This window comes from Massilia sp. IC2-278, assembly GCF_020708045.1.
Lineage (GTDB): Bacteria > Pseudomonadota > Gammaproteobacteria > Burkholderiales > Burkholderiaceae_D > Telluria.
On record NZ_JAJFES010000015.1, the window covers coordinates 47599 to 66251 of the forward strand.

Here is an 18653-nt window from a genome sequence, read left to right on the forward strand (position 1 = left end):
TGGTTGCAAGCGCTCGCCTGTCGAGGATAGGGGCCGTCCTTGCTGCACCCATGATATGGCTCAATCGTGCCGGGGCGCGCGCGTTTGCCTGTCACGGTAGCGTCATTCGAGCATGCCTAAGATAGCGCTATGCGCGCTGGCGCACAGAAGAAACTCAGCTGTGTAGTTATTCTGCCAAGTAATGTTTCGGAGGCTAAAGAGATGACCGTCACTTCGCGCTGCAACCACCCCGGCCCATTGGGCAAACTGATCCCGACCCGCTCGATCTCGTCGCTGCTGACGCGCCTGCTGCGCAAGCGCTGATCGCATTACCGGCAAGCCTTGCCGGCCGCTCCAGGACGCTTGTCCCGCGCGGCCGTCGATCCTTGCCGTAGTAGCGGCGGCGATTACGGATTCCCCGCGCCCCCGGCCACGCCGTACACCTGCCCGGTCGTGTAGCTCGACTCGTCCGCCGCCAGCGTCACGAACGCCAGCGCCAGTTCGGCCGGCTGGCCTGGGCGGCCCATCGGCGACTCTTCCCCGAACTTCTTCAGGTTTTCCGGCGTCTGCCCGCCGCAGACCTGCAACGGCGTCCAGATCGGCCCCGGTGCGATCGCGTTCACGCGGATGCCTTTCTTGCCCAGCTGCTTGGCCAGCGACTTGGTGAATGCCACCTGGGCCGATTTCGTCGATGCATAGTCGAGCAGGTTCTCCGACGGGCTGTAGGCCTGCACCGAAGCGGTGTTGATGATGCAGCTGCCCTGTTTCAGGTGCGGAATCGCCGCCTTCGTGATCCAGAACATCGCATACACGTTGGTCTTGAAGGTCCAGTCGAACTGCTCGGTCGTGAGCTCGAGGATGAAGTCGTGCGACTGCTGGCGCGCCGCGTTGTTGACCAGGATATCGAGCCCGCCCAGCTGGCGCACCGCCTCGGCCACGAGCTTGCGGCAAAAGGCTTCGTCGCGGATGTCGCCGGGAATGGCCACCGCCTTGCGGCCGGCGTCCTGGATCAGTTTTACTACTTCGCGCGCATCGGCTTCCTCGGCCGGCAGGTAGTTGATGGCGACGTCTGCGCCTTCGCGCGCAAAGGCGATGACGGCGGCGCGGCCGATGCCCGAGTCGCCGCCGGTGACGAGTGCCTTGCGCCCGGCCAGGCGTCCGCTGCCGCGGTAGGTGGTCTCGCCGTGGTCGGGGCGCGGGTTCATCTTGCTGGCCAGCGCGGGCCAGGGCTGCGACTGCACGGCGAAGGGCGGGCGCGGGTAGCGTGCGGCGGCATCCTTTGCGCGGCCGGCGGGCGGCTGGCCTGGCGCGGCATCACCGTTCTGGGCCATGGCGGGGGAAGTGGCGACTGCGGCGGCCGATGCGGCAAGACCGGTGGCGACGGTGCTGACGAAGCGTCGGCGCGATGGCTGCGCACCATCGGCCGGCTTCTCGTTGTTCGAATCCATGTGTGCTCCTGGGTTGGTGAAAGTGGCGCCGCGACCCGACGGTGTCGGCGGCTGTAATCGATGGTAGCGATTCCCGGCAGAGTGCGGCATACGGTAGGCGCGAGGCGCCAATGCAAACCCTGCCGATCGGGTAGACTGCCGGGTTCAGCAACGAGCGGGCGGTAAGCAGTGAAACGAATAACGGTCATCGCGGCGCTGGCAGGCGCCGTTCTCCTGGGCGGCGGCGCAGCCTGGTACTTCACGAACAGCGGCGACGCCAGCGCACCGCGCCGCGCCTTGCTGCCGCTGCTCGAGGCGGCCACCCAGCCCTCATGGACGGCGCGCGTGACGCCGCTGGCCGGCGACGGCATCAACGGTGTGGTCGACGGCACCGCCGTCAGCCGCTTCAGCGACCCCTTCGGCGTGGTGGTCGACGTGAAGGGCAACGTCTTCATCGCCGACGGCGGCGACAGCAACCGCATCCGCCGCATCGGCGCGGACGGCGTGGTCGGCACCTACGCCGGCGGGCGCGAAGGCTTTGCCGACGGCATGCGGGAAGCGGCTGCCTTCAACACCCCGTCCGCGCTGGCGCTGGACCGCGCCGGCAATCTGTACGTGGCCGACACCGGCAACCACGCGATCCGCAAGATCGCGCGCGACGGCAGCGTGACCACGCTCGCCGGCGATGGCCAGCCCGGCTACCTCGATGGCATCGGCCGCACGGCGCGCTTCAACGGCCCAGTGGGCGTGGCGGTCGACCGGGATGGCAACGTGTTTGTCGCCGATACCTACAACGACCGCATCCGCCGCATCGCCCCGGACGGCGCGGTGACCACGGTGGCCGGGAATGGCCGGCCGGGTGCGATGGACGGCGCCGCCGCCACGGCCAGCTTCGATACGCCGGTCGGCATCGCGGTCGACAAGGCCGGTACGCTGTTCGTGGCCGATACCGGCAACAACGCGGTCCGCCGCATCGGCGCGGACGGTATGGTAACGACGGTCGCGGCGCCGATCCCCGGCGAGCCGAAGCCGGTGCTGACCCGGCCCGCCGGGCTGGCGCTCACAAAAGACGGCTACCTGTACGTGTCCAGCGGCGCGGGCGGGCGCATCGTCCAGATCGCACCGGACTTCACCTATCACGCGCTGCCTGACACCGACCGTCCGCCGGAAACCAGCTATGGCAGCGACGGCACGGTGCGCCTGTTCGGGCCGCGCGGCATTGCCGTGCGCCGCGACGGCAGCCTGGTGGTGGCCGACGCCCAGGCGCTGCGCGTGTTCTCGCTGGCCGCGCCGCGCCAGGGCGAAGCGGTACCGACACCCCTGCCGGCGGCGCCGGTCACGCGCACCGAACCGATGCCCTGGCCGGTGGGGCCGCAGACCGAAGTGCACGAAGTGGTGGGCGTGATGGGCGAGGTGCGCGGCAGCTACGATGGCGAAAGCCGCCACCACTTCCATGCGGGCCTGGACATCCGTGCCGACGTCGGCGCGCGCGTGCTGGCCATCGTGCCCTCCAAAGTCAGCGACCCGTATCCGAACTGGGCCTTCGGCAACCTGGTCGAGGGCATGAGCGTCGGGCCGCTGTCGTACATCCACATGCGCGTGGGGCGCGAGAGCAATGGCAAGGCGCTCGATCCGCGCTTCCATTTGCTGCTCGACGCGCGCGGCAAGCCCGAGCGCGTGCGCGTGCAGCGCGGCACCCGCTTTGCCGTGGGCGATGCGCTCGGCACCATCAATCCGATGGCGCACGTGCACATGGAGCATTACCCGGCCGGGGCGCCGTCGAATCCGCTGCTGCTGCCTTTCATCGGCCTGCGCGACACGATCGCGCCGACCATCAACGGCATCGCCCTGTACGACGGCGGCGGGCGGCGCATCAAGGCGGGGCGCAAGGGCGAGCCGCTGCGCATCGAGCGCGCGATGGGCGACGTGAACATCGTGGTCGATGCGTATGACCAGATGGACGGCAACCTGGCGCGCCGGCGCCTGGGCCTGTACAAGCTGGGCTACCAGGTGCTGCGTGCGGATGGGACGCCGGTGGCCGGTTTCGAGCAGCCTTTGATCACGCAGGTGTACGATCGCCTGCCGCGCGATCAGGAGGCAGTAAAGCTGATGTATGCAGACAGCAGCGGGATCACGGTATATGGCAGCAAGACCACGCGCTTTGCGTATGCGGTGAGTAATACCCTGCAGGGTGGGCAGGCGCTGCCGGGGAGCTGGAAGGTGGGCGGGCTGACGCCGGGCGAATACATCCTGCGGGTGTATGTGGCCGACTACGCGGGGCTTGTCGCCGTGGAAGGGCGGGACCTCTCCGTATTGGTGGAGTAGATCCTGCCGCCTCGACTGCCTGCGCTTATTCGTACAGGGTGCCGAGGGCGACCGGCTTTGTCTCGGTGAACACCACGCCATCGGCCGGCCAGTCGGCAAACCGGTAGAGCGCGACCTTGTACCGCCCCATCGTATTGTTCTCGAAAGGCTGTCCTTCGCTCATCGGCAGCAGCCGCTCGGTACCGGCCGCGTCGCGATGCAGCACCCGCGGCGGCCCACCGGACAGGCGGTAGACGAATTTGACGCCGGCGCAGTGCTTGCCCAGCAGCCGGAAGCGGTAGCCCGATACACGCTGCGCATCGATCAACTGTGCGCACGCCGCGCGCAGTTCGGCGGACGGATAGATGCCGTCGGCCTTTTCCCGGATCGAGTAGCGTCCGCTGAAAGCGTAGTGGCCCTTCTGGCGGTTCAGGCGCAGCACGGCATCCTCGTCAAACGCGGTCTTGAGCATGGGCAGCACGGCGCGGCCGATTTCGTCGACCGCAATCTCGACGTTCGTCGTCTCGCCCACGATTTGCACGCGCAGGCCCTCCATCGGCACGTCCGGCCGCAAGGGGCGGATCTGCATGTGCGCCTGGATCAGCGGCCGGGTGCGCAGATAAGGTTCGAAGAAGCGGGCCGCCTGGTAGGCGCGCCGGTAACTGTGCCATTCCGAGTCGCGCGCCGCGTTCACGAACACCTTGGGCGGTTCCGGTTCCGGTACCTGCTCCGGTTGCGGCGCGGCCCGGGCCTGCACAAGCAAGGCTGCAACAGCCAGCGCCAGGCCGGCGAACATCGTTTTCCTCATCGAATCCTGTCAAGGCGCAGTGGTAATCCAGCAGCGCCATTCTATGGCCGCCCCGGAAGTGCTTTCCATGTGCCGAAAGTCATGGCCGGGCGGCCAGACGCTTCCTACGCCGCAGGGGCTCGCGTAAAATTGCATTTTGGACATATCATAACGCAAACATGCACCCACTCCCTCTTCATGAACGGCCGCCTGCCGCCACGCGCTACGCCGGCGCGGCGCTTGCCGCCGGTGGCATTTGCGCCATCTCGGAACTGGCGTCGCGCTGGGTGCGCGGGACGAGTGGAGACAATCTGCACAATCCGATCGGCATGGCTGCCACCCAGGTCGCGACCATGTTTACGCCGGCGCCTTCGCTCGTCAGGGCAGGTTCGGAAAGAGCGGAGCTGGCGCTGCGCCTGTTCGTGGGCGCCGAGGCGCTGCTGATCGCGCTCTTCATCGTCCTGCTGTACCGCTGCACCTTCCGCAAGGGCGGCCCGGGTACGATGCTATTGATCGGAGTCCAGCTGGCCATCGGCATGGTGCTCGATTCGCTCGTCTTCAGCCTGCTGGCGACGGTGCAGCTGGCGGCGCTGCTGCCGCTGCGCACCGGCCTTGCCGGGCTGGCCGCACAGTTCGTGGCGGGCATGGCGCTGGACGCCTGGCTGCTGCTGCAGGCCGAGTCGCAACTGGGCGACGCAAGTGTCCGTACGGTGCTGGCGGTGCTGGTCTTCGAGCGCTGCATGCTGCCGCTGGCCTTTGCTTTCGCCTGGCTGGTGCGCAAGGACCGCGAAGTGCGTTTCAAGCTGGCCGCATCGCATGCGCAGTTGCAGGCGACCCAGGCGCTGCTGGGCGACACGGTGCGTGCATCCGAGCGCATGCGCATTGCGCGCGACCTGCACGACTCCATCGGGCATCACCTGACTGCGCTCAACCTGCACCTCGACCTGGCGCTACGCCAGGCCGGGACCGGCGCCGGCGCGTCCCTGCACACCTCGCGCGAGCTGGCCCATGGCTTGCTGTCGGAAGTGCGCGGCGTGGTCGGCATGGAGCGCGAACAGCGCCAGGTCGGTATCGGCCAGGCCCTGCGGCTGTTATGCGCAGGCATTCCGGCGCCGGCGATCGCGCTCGAACTGGCCGACGACATCGACGCCTGTTCGCCGGCGGCGGCCCACGCCCTGTTCTGCTGCGTACAGGAGGCACTGACGAATACCATGCGCCATGCGCGTGCGTCGAGACTGGTGATCCGGGTAGCGCGCCGTGGCGAAGCGCTGGTTGCGTCGGTGGCCGACGATGGCCGCGGCAGTGCCGCGCCCGAGGGCAACGGCCTGGCCGGCATGCGCGAGCGGGTGGCGGAACTGGGCGGCATGCTGCGCATCGACGGCAGGTCCGGCCGCGGCTTCGCGCTGTCGATCGAACTGCCGGCGTACGGGGTGGCGGCATGATCCGGGTTGTGCTGGTGGACGACCAGACGCTGGTACGCAGCGGCATACGCGGCCTGCTGGAGCTGACGCCCGACATCCGCGTAGTGGCCGAAGCGGCCGACGGCGCCGGCGCGCCAGGCGTCATCGCCGCGGCGCAAGCGGACGTCCTGCTGCTGGACGTGCGCATGCCCGAGGTTTCCGGCATCGAATTGCTGCAGCGCGAAGGCGCGGCACTGCCGCCCACGATCCTGTTGACCACCTTCGACGATGACGCGGCCTTGTTCGACGGCATGCGTGCCGGCGCCCGCGGCTTCCTGTTGAAGGACATTTCGCTCGAACGCCTGGCCGATGGCATCCGCAGCGTGGCGGCGGGCGCAACCCTGTTCCGTCCCGCGCTGACCGAGCGTACCCGCGCCAGCTATGAACGCAGCAGTAGCGAGATCGGGCCTGCACCGGCAGCGGCGCTGACCGGCCGCGAGACCGAGATCCTGGCGCTGATGGCGGCGGGCTTCAACAATGCCGAGATCGCCGCCGCGCTGGGGCCGAGCGAAGGCACCATCAAGAACCACGTGTCCAGCATCCTCGCCAAGCTGGGCGTGCGCGACCGCGTGCGCGCCGTGCTGCGTGGACTGGAGATGGGGTGCATCTGAGATCCGTCTGGGCGCTGGCCGCGCTGCTGGCCGGCGCCGCCTGCGCCGCCGATGCGCCTTTTCTCATGCCCGAGCACTCGCGCGAGTTCGTTGTCGGCGCCGCGCTGGTGTACCAGGACGAGGAGGAGGGCAGCGCACGGCGCTCGGCCTTTCTGCGCCCTCACTTCGAAGGGGAGTGGAGCAATGGCGTATTCCTGCAGGGACTCTGGCTGGGCAAGCAGCTCTCGACCGTGCCGCACCTGCGCTACGGGCCGCTGCTGAGCTTCGGGCGCGACCGGGTGTCCGCGCATGGCGGGCATGGCAGCCCGCGGCCGCTCGTCGGCGCCTTTTGGGAATACCAGGTGCTGCATAACCTGAGCATCAGGGCGCGTGGCCATCGCATGGCCGGCGGCGGCAACGGCGGACTGCTCGACCTGCAGCTGGCGTCTTTCAACAGCGTGGCGCCGCATCACGCGCTCGGGCTTGCAGCCGGCCTGCGGCTGTCGGACCGGCGCTACCTGCAGGCCAATTTCGACGCCGGCAAGGACGCGTCGGGCGGAGTAAAGGATGTCTATCTGAAGGGCGCCTGGCTGTGGGAATTAAACCCGAAGTACACCGCCAGTATGACGCTTGAATCCAGGCGGCTGGAAGGCAGTGCGGCAACCAGCCCCTGGGTGGCCAGGCGCAGGAGCCTGGCGTCGTCGGTGATGCTGACCTACCGTTACTGAATGTCAGAAGCTGAACCTGGCGCCCGCCTCGAGCTTGCGCACGATGAGCTTCGAGTCGGGCGTGCGCACCGTGCCGTAGTCGTTCAGTTCCAGTGTCAGGGCGGCCCTTGGCGTCAGGTTGTAGGCGGCGCCGATTCCGAACATCGGCCGCACTTCATGGTGTCGCGTGCTCGTGTCGCCCTGGTCCAGTTCCTGGAAATGGCGCGCCGCGCCCAGCTTGCCGTTGAACGACCAGGCATCGTTGAGGCGGTAGCTGGCGCGTACCGCCGCGTACACCAGGTTGGTTTTCAGGGTGGTGTCGTAGGGCGCGCCGGTCTCGGCCTTGTCGAACGTCGCTTTTCCATACGACGCGAAACCGCCTTCCAGCGCCCAGGTGTCGTCGAACGCATAGCCGCCGTACAGTCTGCCGAACAGGGTCATGTCCTCGCCGGCGGGTGCGCCAGGCGCGGTCCGGTACTTCAGGCTGGTGCCGTTGCCGAGTGCGGCGCCGACGTATGCTTGCTGCGCATGCGCCGACGATGCGAACAGGGAGGCGACGACGAGGGGCAAGAGTGATTTGAGCATGGTGCTTTCCTTGGTTGGTGGAGCCCAGATTCTAGGAAAGCCGCACACGGCGCACATGTGCCATCGGTCATGCATATTGCGCAGACGCGGTGCGGGCGGGAGGCCGCACCACGATCCGCCATGCTAGCGCAGCAGCTTCAGCCCCGGCGGCAGCGCCTCGCCCAGCATCCGCGTCTCGCTGGCCTGGTCCAGCTCTACTACCTCGCGCACCATCGCGGTCCATGACGAGGGCGCGCCAGTTGCCCCGAGACGGCGCAGTACCTCAAGCCGCACCGGCTCCGACACGTCGCGCGAGCGGTCGCCCGTCATGCGCGCGATGTGGGTGGCGGCAAAGCCCGCCGGCTCGACCTTCTTCCAGTCCAGCTTCAGCAATTTGCCCAGCCATTCCTCGGCCGCCTCGCTTGGAGCCACCTCGTGCGCGCTGCCGTGGAAGGACTGGCGCGCACCGACCCGGCCCAGCGCCCACAAATAGCGCGTATAGCTGGCCGCCGTCTTCGCATCCAGCTTCGCGCCGCTCGATGGAATGGCCTCGATCTGCTCCATCATCCAGTTCCCGATCTCGGCCTTGTATGCGGACGGAATCCGTTCCAGCGAGGCGCCCAGGCGCAGCATGTCCTCTTCGCTGCCGTCGACCAGGGTAATGGGCCGCTTGCCGCGTTCCGACGCATCGGCCTGCAGGTTGAAGGCGAAGTCGTCGAGCAAACGCAGCTGCGCGTCGGTGTCGAGACCGCCGGCCACGCGACGCCACAGCGTCCACCATTCGGCGCGCACCTGGCTGTCCTTGTGGTACTGCACGCCAGGCTCGAACATTGCCCACAGCTGCTCAATGCGCCAGCCGTCGAGCGGGTGGCCGAAGCCGGGACGCAGCGCGTAGCCGGCCAGGTTCAGCCAGGCGCGTTCGTGCTCGGCGGACCTGCGGCGGCCCTTGGCGCGTTCCATCAGCGCGTCGAACAAACGGCGCAGCAGCGGCGTGGCCCAGCCTTCGCGCCGGCCCAGCAGGTGTTCCAGGCTGGCGCGCAGCTGGCGTACCTCTTTTGGGTCGACCTGTTTCGAGCGGGTGCCGAAGATGCGGTCGATCCTGTCGATGGCAGCGCCCAGTTGCGGCGGCAGCGTTTCTTCTTCCGGCGTTTCAAGGATGTCGCCGCCTTCGGCCTCGCGCAACTGGAAAGCCAATTGCCAGCGCTGGCCATCGGCGGCCACGCAATGCACTTCCAGCGAACCGACTTCGCTCAGCGTCGTCACCAGTTGCACCGGAATGTCGCTCAGGGCCGCCGCACCGGGCGCGGCGCGCAGCACGGTGGCGATCGGCGGCAGGCGTACCACGTCATTTGCAGGCAGGTCGACCAGTTCGCCCGGCTGCGGCGCCTGGCCGGCATCGGCAATCGTCGACACCAGGTGGAAGCGCACCGGCCGCCCCAGGCGCAGCGCGAACGTGCGATCGATCAGGCGTACCTCGGTGGCGGCAGGCGTCCCGCGCGGCAGCAGGCAGACCGCGCGCAGGGCGCCGCCGCTGGCGCGTTCGCCTTCCAACAGCAGGTAGTAGCTGCGCGCCGCGCCGCTTTCGATGGATGGGGCCTGGCCCTGGCGCGCCAGCGAATAGGCAACGCCGCCACGGGCGACAGCCACGTCCGGATTCTCATTGTGCAGGATGGTGAGCGGGGCGCCGCGCCAGCGTACCAGCACTTCGCTCAGGCGATTGGCCAGCGCCACGCCACGGAACACGCCGCCGTTCAGCAGCAAGGTGTCCGGCACGGGCAGGGTGTCGTCGTCCGCGGGCAGGCCGAGCGCTTCACGCGCCGCCGCCGCGTGCTGGCGCAGGAAGCCCGCCAGGTGGTGCGTGACAGCCGGATCGCTCGCATACGGCAGGCCGAATTCGACGATGCCGGCACGCGCGCGCCGTGCGCCTTCCTGCTCCACGTTGAGCGGGAAGAAGCCGTCCAGCACCACGCGCTCGATGTCTTCGCGGCGCAGATCGGCCTTGCGGCTGCCGCCGATCAGGCGCGAGCCGGAGCCGAGCAGGGTCACGCTCACAACTTCCGGCGCGTCGGGCGCCAGCAACTGTTCCTTGGCGGCGCGGCAGCGTTCGGTCAGTTGGGCCAGGCGCGCGGCGCTCAGGCGTTCGCGCGGCGCGCTGTCGCCGGCGGCTTCGTTCATGCGTGATTCGACCAGATGGGCCAGCGCCAGGTCCATGTTGTCGCCACCGAGGATCAGGTGGTTGCCGACGCCGATACGGCTCAAGACCGGTTCGCCCTCGACCAGTTCGACCTTGACCAGGCTGAAGTCGGTGGTGCCGCCGCCGACGTCGGCGACCAGCACCAGGCGCGTCTGCGCCAGGTCTTGCGTCAGCGTGGCACGGTGGCGGTACAGCCAGTCGTACAGCGCCGCCTGCGGTTCTTCCAGCAGGCGCAGTTGCGGCAGGCCGGCCAGCCTGGCCGCTTCCAGCGTGAGGGCACGCGCGCCTTCGTCGAACGAGGCCGGTACGGTGAGGACCAGTTCCTGCCGTTCGAGCGGCTGGGAGGGGAAACGGGTATTCCAGTTGGCGCGCAGGTGGGCCAGGTAGCTGGCGCTGGCGGCCACCGGCGAGACCTTGGGTACATCGGGCTCGGCGCCCCAGGGCAGGATGGCCGCCATGCGGTCGACGCCGGGATGCGAGAGCCAGCTCTTGGCGCTGGCCACCAGCCGGCCCGGCGTCGCGGCGCCGAGATGGCGCGCCAGGCGTCCGACGGCGACTTGCGCCACGCCGGCCACGTCGTCCTGCAGCCAGGGCAGTTGTAGTTCGCCGGCGGCCAGTTCGCCTTCGGCCGGGTGGTAGCGGTTCGAGGGCAGCAGCGGCGCGCCGGTCACTTCGCCCGGCGCCACCAATTGGTCAATCAGGAAAAGCTCGACCTCTGCAGCACCGGGCGCCGCATAAGCCAGCACCGTATTCGTGGTGCCGAGGTCGATGCTGACCAGCCAGGGTTTCACTGGTTGTCAGTGTTACGAACGTCGAACTCGACTTTCCAGCGCTGGCCTTCCGGCGACAGTGCCGCCAGTTCCAGCGTGCCCGCCTCGGTGGCCAGCGCGTGCAGCTTCACCTGCACCACGTCGCCCGGCGTACGGCCCTCGGCCGGCAGGGTGGCCTGGATCTCGTTCATTTCCTGCAGCTCGTCCGGACCCCAGAAATCGAGCACGTCGCCGATCTGGTCTTGCCGGCGCGTGGTCGAGCCGAAGAAGCGGAAGTGCACCGGCTCGCCCACCACCAGGCCGAATTCCTGGCCCGGCAGTTCGAGTTCGCCGCCTTCTTCCATGCCGAAAGGCGCCACGCACAGGGCCTGGATCGGCGGCTCCATGCCGGGAATCGCCGGCATCGAGGACTCCACGCCCACGTAGTACGAGCGCGCCGTGCCGCCGCGGATACGCACGCCGCCGCCACGGCGGGCGTAGCTGTAGTAGGCCGCGCCACGCGCGACGGCCAGGTCGAGGTCGGCGCCTTCGAGCATGCGCGCCGGTTCCGCGCCTTCCATGTAGAGCCAGTCGTTGATGGTGTCCATCACGCGCTGGGACAGGATGCCTGACTTGAACACGCCGCCGTTGAACAGCACCGCGCTCGGATGCAGGAAGGAATGTTCGGCCGACACGCGGCCTGCAAAGCCTTCCAGCTCGGCGGTGGCGCCGGCCTGGCGCGCCAGGAAGGCGCTGAGGTGTTTGGTGATCGCCGCATCCTGCGCGTAGGGCAGGCCAAGCTGCGTCAGGCCGGCGCGGGTGCGCGTGGCCGGGCGGGCAGACGCTTCCACGCGCGGGAAGAAACCGTCGGTGATGAAGGCGGTGACTTCCTCGCGCGTGAGTTCGGTGCGGATCGAGCCGCCGATGAGTTTCGAGCCGCGGCTCGGCACCACGATCGGCCAGGTGGTGGCGTTCGGGTCGGCCAGCAGGTGTTCCTTGGCGCCGCGGCAGCCGTAGGTGAGGGCGCGCATCTGCCAGGCGTCAAGTTGCGTGCCGTTGGCGGCGAGTTTACGCGCCACCAGGTGCGCCAGCGCCAGGTCCATGTTGTCGCCGCCGAGCAGGATGTGGTCGCCCACGGCCACGCGGTGCGGCTCCAGCTTGCCGTCGCGTTCGAGGATGGCGATCAGCGAAAAGTCGCTGGTGCCGCCGCCGACGTCCACCACCAGCACGATGTCGCCGGCCTTGACTTGCTTGCGCCAGGCGCCGTTGCTGCCCTGGATCCAGCTGTACAGGGCCGCTTGCGGCTCTTCGAGCAGGGTGGCCGAGCTGTAGCCGGCGTTGCGTGCTGCTTCCGCCGTCAGTTCGCGCGCGCCCGGGTCGAACGACGCGGGAATGGTGACCGTAACTTGCTGCTGGTCGAACGGCACTTCCGGATGCGCGTGGTCCCAGGCGCGGCGCAGGTGCTGCAGGTAGCGGGTCGAGGCTTCCAGAGGCGAGACGCGCGTGACTTCTTCCGGCGCGTCCGACGGCAGGATGGCGGCGCGGCGGTCCACGCCAGGGTGGCACAGCCAGCTCTTGGCCGACGACACCAGGCGGATCGGCGTGGTGGCGCCACGGCTGCGCGCCATTTCGCCGGCGACCGCCGTTTCACCTTCGGTCGACCAGGGCAGGGCCAGTTCGCCCGGCGCCAGTTCGTCCGGATGCGGCAGGTAGAGGAAGGACGGCAGCAGCGGCAGCGCTTCCACGGTGCCCGGTGCGCTCAGCTGCGGAATCGGCAGCACGCCGTGCGCGGTCTGCTCGCCGTCGCTCGCTTCCAGGTCGACGTAGGACAGGGCGCTGTGCGTCGTGCCCAGGTCGATACCGATGGCGTAACGGGCGCTCACAGTTCCACCTCGGCCGGGGCGATGACGCTGGCGTCGTGTTCCTTGGCCAGCTGCGGCAGGCGCACATCCGTGGCGCGCCAGCCGCGGTGGCTCAGCGTGCCCTTGAACGGCGCCTTGCCGACCACGTTGCCGGTCAGGCGCACGCTGGCGGCATCGAAGCCTTCTTCCAGCGTGATGCGTGCGCCTTCGGCTTCGCTGCGCACCGGGGCGATGGTGAAGTGTTCCTTCAGTACGCGGGCGCAGCCTTCGTGCACCACGCGGGCGGCGGCGCCGATGTCGGCGTCGGCATAGCTGGCCAGGTTTTCGTTGGCGAAGTCGATCAGGCGCGCTTCGCGCTGCAGCAGGGTCAGGAGCTGCAGGGCCGATTCGGGCGTGTTCACGCGCAGCGGCGTTGGAGCCGGAGCGACGGGCGCCGGTGCAGGCGTCGGGACCGGGGTTGGAGCAGGAGCGGGCGCGGCCACGGGGCCAAGCTGGTCATCGCGCACGCGCGCGGCAAATTCGGCGTCGCCGGCGGCCTTGAAGAAGGCGCCGAAGGCAAGCGACAGCCGGCTCCAGAAGCCTGGCAGTTGGGTCGGTGTATTCATTCTTGGTGTTCTGTAGGTGAGGGACGGGACGCTGTTGGACAGCACCGGGGTCCGGAAAACGCGAATGATACCAGTTCGACCATGAGTGGCGCACGCGTGCACCTCAGTCCTGCCGGGGCTGCGGCCTACACGCTTGCCAAAATGCGTTGACTTTATCTTCTGTTTGTTCTTTAATTTCTGTCATAACAGAAAAGAGAGAAAATCATGGATATCAGCCCGACCGAACAGAAGTTCATCCTGCATTGGGGCGAGATGGGAACCCGCTGGGGCGTGAACCGCACCGTGGCGCAGATCCATGCGCTGCTCTACCTGGCCGAGCGTCCGCTGCCGGCCGACGACATCGTCGAGGTGCTGGGCGTGGCGCGTTCGAACGTCAGCAACAGCCTGAAGGAGCTGCAGAGCTGGAAGCTGGTGCGCGTGACCCATGTGCTGGGCGACCGGCGCGACCACTTCGTGGCCTTGCAGGATGTGTGGGAAATCTTCCGCGTGATCCTGGAAGAGCGCAAGCGGCGCGAGATCGACCCCACCCTGAGCGTGCTGCGCGAGTGCGCCATCGAAGGCACCCAGGACGAGCAGCTCGACGCCGCCACGCTGGCGCGCATGCAGACCGTGCTCGAATTCCTGGAGATGCTGAGCACCACCTTCCAGGACTACCAGCACCTGTCGCCGCAGACCCTGCAGCGCTTCATCAAGATGGGCGGCAAGGTGGCGCGCTTCCTCGGGCCGAACGATAAGGAGCCGGCATGAACACTCTCACCCTGTATTTCGACGGCCGCTGCCCGTTCTGCGTGAAGTCCATGCTGAAGCTGAGGAAGTGGAACACGGCCGGGCACCTGGCGTTCGTCGACATCACCCAGCCCGGCTTCGACCCGGCCTTCCTCGGTGCGGACATGGCGGCGCTGAACCGCGAACTGCATGCGCGCACGCTTGATGGCCGGGTGCTGGTGGGCATCGACAGCATGCTGGCGGCCTATACCCTGGTGGGGCGCGGCTGGATGGTTTGGCCCCTGCGCATTCCTTTCCTGCGTCCGCTACTGGCCAATCTGTACCGCTGGTTCGCGCGGCACCGCTACGCGATTTCGCGTCGCCTCGGCATCCGCCTTCCGCAGGGCTGCGACGGCGACACCTGCGGCATCGGCAGTCCCTTCCTCAACTAGGAGCACGGCATGAACATGACTTTACGCGGATGGCTGATCCGCTGGCTGCTGCTGGTGTCGATTGCCCATGTGCTGGTGGGCGCCGTGCTGCCGTGGATGGCGGCGGCGCCGGTATTCGACGCCTACCACGGCAGTATCGAAGCCGCCTTCTGGCCTGGTGGTGCGCCGGCCGGCGCGCGCGACCTGCAAACCTGGTGGATCGCGCTGTTCGGGCCGACGGTGCAATTGATGGCCTTGTGGATGATCGCCCTGATCCACCTGGCCGACCGCCTGCGCCAGCCGCAGGTGTGGCTATGGCTGATGGTCGGCCTCGTGATCTGGGCGCCGCAGGACATCATCGTGTCGCTGCGCGCCGCCTGCTGGGCGCACGTCTGGGTCGATGTCGCGGCGCTCGTCGCGATGCTGCCGCCGCTGTTCTGGCTGTGGCGCCACGACCGGGCGGCGGTGGCGTCATGAACACCCACTTGCTGGCGCTGCAGCTGATGGCGGCGCAAGGCTGCCTCGGCGCCTTCGACACGCTGTACCACCACGAGCTCACCGAAGCCCTGCCGCAAAAGCCGGGCGCGCGGCTGGAGCTGGGCATCCATGCGACACGCGCCCTGATCTATGCGCTGCTGTTCATCGGGCTCGCGTACTGGGAATGGCATGGCGTGTTTGCGGTCGCCTTATTGGCCATCTTCGCGGTGGAGATCGTGCTCACGCTGTGGGACTTCGTGGTCGAGGACCGCACCCGCCTGCTGCCGCCCACCGAGCGCGTGACGCACACGGTATTGGCGATCAACGGCGGCGCCTTCATCACGCTGCTGGCGATGAATTTTCCGGGCTGGTATGCGGAGCCGACGGCGTTGGTATGGAGTCCGCAGGGCTGGCTCAGCGTGTTCCTGGCGCTGTGCGGCGTGGGTGTGGGCGTCTCCGGCCTGCGCGACGGCATGGCCGCGTTGCGGCTTGGGCGCGTTGGCGGGCAGGGCGTGGCCGAGGCGCCGATCGCTTTCGATGAAAAGAAGCGCACCGTGCTGGTGACCGGCGCCACCGGCTTCATCGGCCGCCAGCTGGTGCGCGCCTTGCTGCAGGACGGCCACGAGGTGATTGCCCTGACCCGCCAGCCCAGGCAGGCTGCATGGACTTTCGACGGCAAGGTGCGCTGCATCGCCTCGATGCAGGAGGTGTCACCGGCATGCCGCGTCGATGTCGTCATCAACCTGGCCGGCGCCCGCATCCTGGGGCCGCGCTGGACGGCGAAGCGCCAGGCAGCCTTGCGCCGCAGTCGCATCGGCCTGACCGGGCAGGTGGTCGACTGGATCGCGCTCGCCGAACACAAGCCCTTTCTGATGCTGTCGGCGTCCGCCATCGGCTACTACGGCATCCAGCGCACCGGCGACGCCACGGAACTCGATGAGCGCGCACCGCCGCAAGCGATGTTCATGTCGGACTTGTGCCGCGAATGGGAACAGGCCGCAGGCGCCGCCGCGCAATACGGCACGCAGGTGGAATGCATGCGCTTCGGCCTGGTGCTCGGCATGGCCGGCGCGCTGCCGATGATGCTGCTGCCTATCCTGCTGGGATTGGGCGGCAGGCTGGCCAGCGGTAAGCAATGGCTGTCGTGGATCCACGTCGACGACGTGGTGCGCGGCATGGCGCACCGCTGGCGGCTGGCGGTGGGGCAGGCCGGAGCGGCCCCTGGCATGGGCGTGAGCAATTTCACGGCCCCCGAGTGCGTGACGCAACTCGGCTTCAGCCAGGCGGCGGCGCGCATCTGGCATCGTCCCTGCGTGATGCCGACGCCGGGCTGGCCGATGCGATTGGCGCTCGGCGAACAGGCCGATTTGCTGCTGGAAGGGCAACGCGTGGCGCCGAAGCGCCTGCAGCGGGAAGGTTTCGTCTTCCGTTATCCGGGCATCGCGGCAGCCTTGCAGAGCGTGAAGTGAACAGCCGGGGTCAGGTCTGACATTCGGACACAAGCTCGACTGTACATGGATGCCTGGCCTGGTATTACATGTCAAAACGTGCCGGTAACGAGGCCAAGGCAGAGTTCGTGTCCGAATGTCAGACCTGACCCCGGCTTGGATTCGGTATAGTCAAACCATGCCAACCCATCAAACTTACCCGCATACGCCCGACGGCCGCTACTTCGTGGTCTCGGGCCGCCTCTGGCGCACCAGCAATCCCGGCCTCGCGCCGGAGGTACGGCAGGAACTGGTCGACCAATTGATGCGCGCACGGCGCCAGGTAGGCGTCGCCAAGAAGGCGGGCGATACCGAGGCGGAGCGCGTGGCCCGCTCGGCAGTCGATGCCGCCAAGCGCGCCCTGGGCGAACGCGGGCCGGTATGGTGGACCGACGGTGCGCCGGACTTCAACCGCCGCATGGTCGCGAATACGCCGTATGCCGACTGGTACGCGGCACTGGCATCGAGCGCGGATTAAGAACCTAAGCCGATGCCGCCCCGGCGCGCGCCACCAGCGCCTGGCTGTAGGCACCGAAATCGTCGAGTCCGCGCTTGATGATGGTGACCAGCGCCGGCAGCGGCGCGGCCTGGTGGTCCCACTCGGCGCGGCAGAATTCGCCGGTACGCTTCAGGTCTTCGGCCAGCGCCGCCTCGATCCAGCCATGCTCGGCCAGCAGGGTTATCACCTCGCGCTCGTCGTGCGGGTCGCCCAGGCCGGCCACGCCGATCACGTAGTCTCCCATCTCGACCGCCGCTTCCCAGGCGCGGATCACGTTCAGCGTGGCCGCGTCCTGGCGCGTGATGTCGCCGACAAAGGTGGTCGGGTCCTTTTCGTACTCTTCGCGGGCGCGCCGGCAGCAGCGTTCGATGGTGCCGGTCTTGCCGATCAATACGGTGTCGTCCATGGGTGCTCCTTAGATCAGGAAAAGCAATGCTGCCACAGCGGTCGGCCCGAGCGCGCCACCCAGCAAACCGAGGGCGTTGATGGATTCGTCGGCAAAGCCATGCTTGAGCAGGGCCGCGCCGGCCGGGTTCGGGGCGTTGGCGATGACGGTCAGGCCGCCGCCGGCCACCGCGCCCGCCACCAGCATGTATTGCGACTGTTCCGACAGACCCGCGATCAGCGAGCCGAGATAGGTGAGGGCGGCATTGTCGGTAATCGCCGTCAGGCCCAGCGCGCCGAAGAACAGGGCGGTCGGCCCCAGGCTGGAGACGACCGGCTGCAGCCACCATTGCTGCATCCCGCCCAGCACCACCAGACCGGCCAGGAAGAAGCCGACCAGCAGGCCTTCCTTCAGGATCAACGGGTCCTGGTGGCGCTGGTAAGCCTGGGTAAAGCCGAGGAACAGCATGAACAGGCCGAGGAAGAGTACCGGATGGTGGGCCAGCAGCACCACCGCGGCCAGGAAGGCCAGGTGGATGACCGACACCTTCAGGGGCACGGTTTTCTCGTCGCCCGTCGCGGCGGCGGGCGCCAGGTATTTGCGCAGCAGCAGGGTGATGACGGTGGCGTTGATCAGCACGGCCAGGGCCGCGCGCCAGCCGAAGTGCAGGAACATGTAGGCGCTGTCCCAGCCCCAGGTGGACGCCACCATCAGCACCGGCGGCGCGGCATACGAGGTCAGGGTGCCGCCGATCGACACGTTCACGAACAGCACGCCCAGCGCGCCGTACTTCAGCGCTTCCGGTATGCCAGGGCGGAACACCTGGGGCGCGAGCATCAGCGCTGCCAGCGTCATCGCGGCCGGTTCGGTGATCAGGGAACCGGCCAGCGGCACCAGGGCCAGGCCGAGCCAGGCCAGCGCGACCTCGCTGCGGCCGGGCGCCAGCCGGGCCAGCGTGTGCAGCAAGGCGCGCACGGCGTCGAGGATGGGGCGCGAGGCGGCGATCACCATCACCACGAACACGAACAGCGGCTCGGTGAACTGGCGCGACTCGGCATAGTCCACCGCCGCACCCGGCCCGCCGATCAGGGCCATGGCCACGATCAGGACCATGGCCCAGAAACCGAACACCACCTCGACTTCGCCCAGCAGATGGAACAGCCCGGCATGGCGCGGGTGGCGGTGGGCCAGCACCTCGAAGCCCTTGGCGGCAAAGGTATGGACGAGGGCGCAGGCGAACAGGATGGCGCCGACCAGCTGCATGGTGGTCATGGCTGCCCTTGCTGTTGTAAATGGAAGAGATCTGTAGTCATTGTCAGGCGATTAATAGGTAAACCGCCATTATTTCATCTTTTGATGCGGCTCGGATAACTTGCCTGGCTAGGCCGCAAAGAGGTGGCCCGCTTGAGCGTACACAGGAACAAGGTGAAATCCTACATAG

The 18653-nt window shown here is 68.0% G+C and carries 17 protein-coding genes; 9 read left to right on the forward strand and 8 right to left on the reverse strand.

Features of this window, described 5'->3' with window-relative positions:
* Positions 1-386: 386 nt before the first annotated feature.
* On the reverse strand, positions 387-1427 hold the full coding sequence (locus LK540_RS20955) for an SDR family oxidoreductase (RefSeq protein ID WP_229439264.1): 1041 nt from the start codon (positions 1425-1427) through the stop codon (positions 387-389).
* Between the two features lie 168 nt (positions 1428-1595).
* Here LK540_RS20955 and LK540_RS20960 point away from each other — a divergent pair, with 168 nt between their 5' ends.
* On the forward strand, positions 1596-3731 hold the full coding sequence (locus tag LK540_RS20960) for an NHL repeat-containing protein (RefSeq protein WP_229439265.1): 2136 nt from the start codon (positions 1596-1598) through the stop codon (positions 3729-3731).
* A gap of 25 nt (positions 3732-3756) precedes the next feature.
* Here the strand turns inward: LK540_RS20960 and LK540_RS20965 are convergent, their stop codons facing one another.
* On the reverse strand, positions 3757-4506 hold the full coding sequence (locus LK540_RS20965; protein WP_229439266.1) for a hypothetical protein: 750 nt from the start codon (positions 4504-4506) through the stop codon (positions 3757-3759).
* 170 nt (positions 4507-4676) lie between these two features.
* On the opposite strand from LK540_RS20965, the gene LK540_RS20970 reads away from it, so the two are divergent.
* The 3 genes from LK540_RS20970 to LK540_RS20980 are packed head-to-tail and all read left to right on the forward strand — an operon-like array spanning position 4677 to position 7275.
* Positions 4677-5939 (forward strand): sensor histidine kinase, encoded by a 1263-nt coding sequence (locus LK540_RS20970; protein WP_229439267.1) that lies wholly within the window; start codon positions 4677-4679, stop codon positions 5937-5939.
* On the forward strand, positions 5936-6568 hold the full coding sequence (locus tag LK540_RS20975; RefSeq protein ID WP_229439268.1) for a response regulator transcription factor: 633 nt from the start codon (positions 5936-5938) through the stop codon (positions 6566-6568). Before LK540_RS20970 ends, LK540_RS20975 begins: the two co-directional genes overlap by 4 nt.
* A complete protein-coding gene (locus LK540_RS20980; protein WP_229439269.1) occupies positions 6559-7275 on the forward strand; it encodes a MipA/OmpV family protein in 717 nt (238 codons plus the stop codon). Before LK540_RS20975 ends, LK540_RS20980 begins: the two co-directional genes overlap by 10 nt.
* Positions 7276-7278: 3 nt before the next feature.
* Here LK540_RS20980 and LK540_RS20985 read toward each other — a convergent pair whose 3' ends face one another.
* From LK540_RS20985 to LK540_RS21000, 4 genes are all read right to left on the reverse strand, one after another.
* The gene (locus LK540_RS20985; RefSeq protein ID WP_229439270.1) at positions 7279-7839 is read right to left on the reverse strand and encodes a porin family protein; all 561 of its coding nucleotides are present in this window, start codon (positions 7837-7839) and stop codon (positions 7279-7281) included.
* Positions 7840-7962: 123 nt separating this feature from the next.
* The gene (locus LK540_RS20990) at positions 7963-10803 is read right to left on the reverse strand and encodes an Hsp70 family protein (RefSeq protein WP_229439271.1); all 2841 of its coding nucleotides are present in this window, start codon (positions 10801-10803) and stop codon (positions 7963-7965) included.
* Positions 10800-12644, reverse strand: a complete 1845-nt coding sequence (locus LK540_RS20995) for an Hsp70 family protein (RefSeq protein WP_229439272.1) — start codon at positions 12642-12644, stop codon at positions 10800-10802. The genes LK540_RS20990 and LK540_RS20995 overlap by 4 nt, the downstream gene beginning before the upstream one ends.
* The gene (locus LK540_RS21000) at positions 12641-13228 is read right to left on the reverse strand and encodes a DUF2760 domain-containing protein (protein WP_229439273.1); all 588 of its coding nucleotides are present in this window, start codon (positions 13226-13228) and stop codon (positions 12641-12643) included. Before LK540_RS21000 ends, LK540_RS20995 begins: the two co-directional genes overlap by 4 nt.
* Positions 13229-13432: 204 nt before the next feature.
* Here LK540_RS21000 and LK540_RS21005 point away from each other — a divergent pair, with 204 nt between their 5' ends.
* The 5 genes from LK540_RS21005 (at position 13433) to LK540_RS21020 (ending at position 16806) form a co-directional block, all read left to right on the forward strand.
* Positions 13433-13975 (forward strand): GbsR/MarR family transcriptional regulator, encoded by a 543-nt coding sequence (locus LK540_RS21005; RefSeq protein ID WP_229439274.1) that lies wholly within the window; start codon positions 13433-13435, stop codon positions 13973-13975.
* A complete protein-coding gene (locus tag LK540_RS25355; protein ID WP_307729195.1) occupies positions 13972-14385 on the forward strand; it encodes a DUF393 domain-containing protein in 414 nt (137 codons plus the stop codon). The genes LK540_RS21005 and LK540_RS25355 overlap by 4 nt, the downstream gene beginning before the upstream one ends.
* Positions 14386-14394: 9 nt before the next feature.
* A complete protein-coding gene (locus tag LK540_RS25360; RefSeq protein ID WP_307729196.1) occupies positions 14395-14841 on the forward strand; it encodes a cell division protein in 447 nt (148 codons plus the stop codon).
* Entirely contained in the window at positions 14838-16310 is a 1473-nt protein-coding gene (locus LK540_RS21015; protein ID WP_229439275.1) for a TIGR01777 family oxidoreductase, read from the forward strand. The genes LK540_RS25360 and LK540_RS21015 overlap by 4 nt, the downstream gene beginning before the upstream one ends.
* 157 nt (positions 16311-16467) lie before the next feature.
* Positions 16468-16806 (forward strand): hypothetical protein, encoded by a 339-nt coding sequence (locus LK540_RS21020; RefSeq protein WP_229439276.1) that lies wholly within the window; start codon positions 16468-16470, stop codon positions 16804-16806.
* A 4-nt stretch (positions 16807-16810) separates the two neighbouring features.
* On the opposite strand, the gene LK540_RS21025 is transcribed toward LK540_RS21020, so the two are convergent.
* Together LK540_RS21025 and LK540_RS21030 are read right to left on the reverse strand one after the other, a co-directional pair.
* Positions 16811-17233: a DUF86 domain-containing protein gene (locus tag LK540_RS21025; RefSeq protein WP_229439277.1), complete on the reverse strand. Its 423-nt coding sequence runs from the start codon at positions 17231-17233 to the stop codon at positions 16811-16813.
* Between the two features lie 9 nt (positions 17234-17242).
* Positions 17243-18484 (reverse strand): putative Na+/H+ antiporter, encoded by a 1242-nt coding sequence (locus LK540_RS21030; RefSeq protein WP_229439278.1) that lies wholly within the window; start codon positions 18482-18484, stop codon positions 17243-17245.
* Between the last annotated feature and the right edge of the window lie 169 nt (positions 18485-18653).